Origin of the sequence: Mesorhizobium sp. M5C.F.Ca.IN.020.32.2.1 (genome assembly GCF_004023105.1) — a bacterium.
GTDB lineage: Bacteria > Pseudomonadota > Alphaproteobacteria > Rhizobiales > Rhizobiaceae > Mesorhizobium > Mesorhizobium wenxiniae.
In genome coordinates, this window is sequence record NZ_RZSX01001205.1 from 1 (window position 1) to 1,475 (window position 1,475).

Consider the following 1,475-nt stretch of genomic DNA (forward strand, 5'->3'; position numbering starts at 1 on the left):
CATGCCAGCGTGAGGAGCGTGGTCATCGCCACCCCCAGCAGCGCCAGATGATGACTCGTGAAACGGCGCACCGTGCGGCTGCGCCACCAGCGGCCTTGTCCTGCATTTGCGACGAGAGCGGTCATGTGGCTGCCTCCTGTCAGGGGTGAGATTGCGCGCTCAACCCAGGCGAATGCGCGGGTCGACGATCGCCACCGCGATGTCTGCGATCAGGTTGCCCAGGATGACGAGGATGGCCGAGAACATCAGCAGCCCCATCACGACCGGGTAGTCGCTGTAGCCGAGGCTGTCGAGGAACAGCCGCCCCATGCCTGGCCAGGTAAACACTGTCTCCGTCACCAGTGCGCCGGTCAGGATGCTGGGAAGCTGCACCCCTGCCAGCGTGATCATCGGCAACAGTGCATTGCCAACGACGTGTTTCATTATGACTCGGCGCTCGGTCAGGCCCTTGGCGCGGGCAGTCTTGACGAAATCCTGGCTGATCGCGTCGAGGGTGGAGGTGCGCATGTAGCGGCTCCAGATCGCCACATGCACCAGCGACAGCACGATGCTGGGCAGGATAAGGTGGTGCAAATAGTTCAGCACCAAGCCGTCGCCGATGGTGTACATGTTGCCCGCAGGCACCCATCCCAACTTAAGCGAAAAAATATAGATGCCGACGAGCCCGAACCAGAAGGTCGGGATCGACAGCGCGACCATGGCGCCAACCGTCGCCAGATGGTCAAACAGCGAGTAGCGGTGCGTGGCGCCACGGATGCCGATCCAGGTGCCAATGGCGATTGCGATCGCGGTGGATGTGCCCATCAGCAACAGCGTGGCAAAGACGTGCCGGCCGATCACCGACAGCACCGGCGCCCCATCGCGGAAGGAGTTGCCCCAGTCGCCCTGGAGAAGCCGCCAGGCCCAATCGAGATATTGCATCCACAGCGGCCGATTGAGCCCTAGTTGCTCCTTCAGGCGATCGAGATCGTCCTGAGTCATGCCGGGATCGAGCCCGAATTGCGCCAGTGGCCCCCCCGGTAACAAGTTCAGGACAACGAACCCGATGACCGACACGATCAGGAGCAGGATGAGGCTCTGCGAGAGCCGGTTGAGCAGGAAGCCACGCATTCAACTCTCCCCTTTCAAGACGCCGGTGACACGCCGCCGCCCTAAGGCGGCGGCGTAAGAATGTCAGTCCTTCCAATGCCATCCGGCGGCATGCCAGGATGCGACGCGGGTGTTGGAATTTGCCTCGAAACCCTCCAGCCCTGCCTTGCGGCCGAACACATTGGCGTAGGCAAACAGAGGCAGGAACGGCAGATCCTGACGAACAATTTCCTGAACACGCAGATAGATGGCGCGCCGCTCTTCCCGATCGAAGGTGCGGGTACCCTTGTCGAGCAGCGCATCGACCTCCGGGTTGGAGTATTGGCCGGTGTTCGAGCCCTTTCCGCCCTTCGCGACGATCGCCTTTGTGTGCAGGCGGTTGGTAA

The 1,475-nt window shown here is 62.0% G+C and carries 1 protein-coding gene and 2 pseudogenes; all 3 read right to left on the bottom strand.

The genetic code is table 11. The annotated features are described in order from the left end of the window. Positions 1-125, bottom strand: a pseudogene (locus tag EOA86_RS40930) (peptide ABC transporter permease); the annotation flags it as partial. A 34-nt stretch (positions 126-159) separates the two neighbouring features. After that, the gene (locus tag EOA86_RS34385) at positions 160-1,110 is read right to left on the bottom strand and encodes an ABC transporter permease (RefSeq protein WP_128345579.1); all 951 of its coding nucleotides are present in this window, start codon (positions 1,108-1,110) and stop codon (positions 160-162) included. A gap of 63 nt (positions 1,111-1,173) precedes the next feature. Continuing rightward, positions 1,174-1,475: pseudogene (locus EOA86_RS34390) on the bottom strand (peptide ABC transporter substrate-binding protein); the annotation flags it as partial.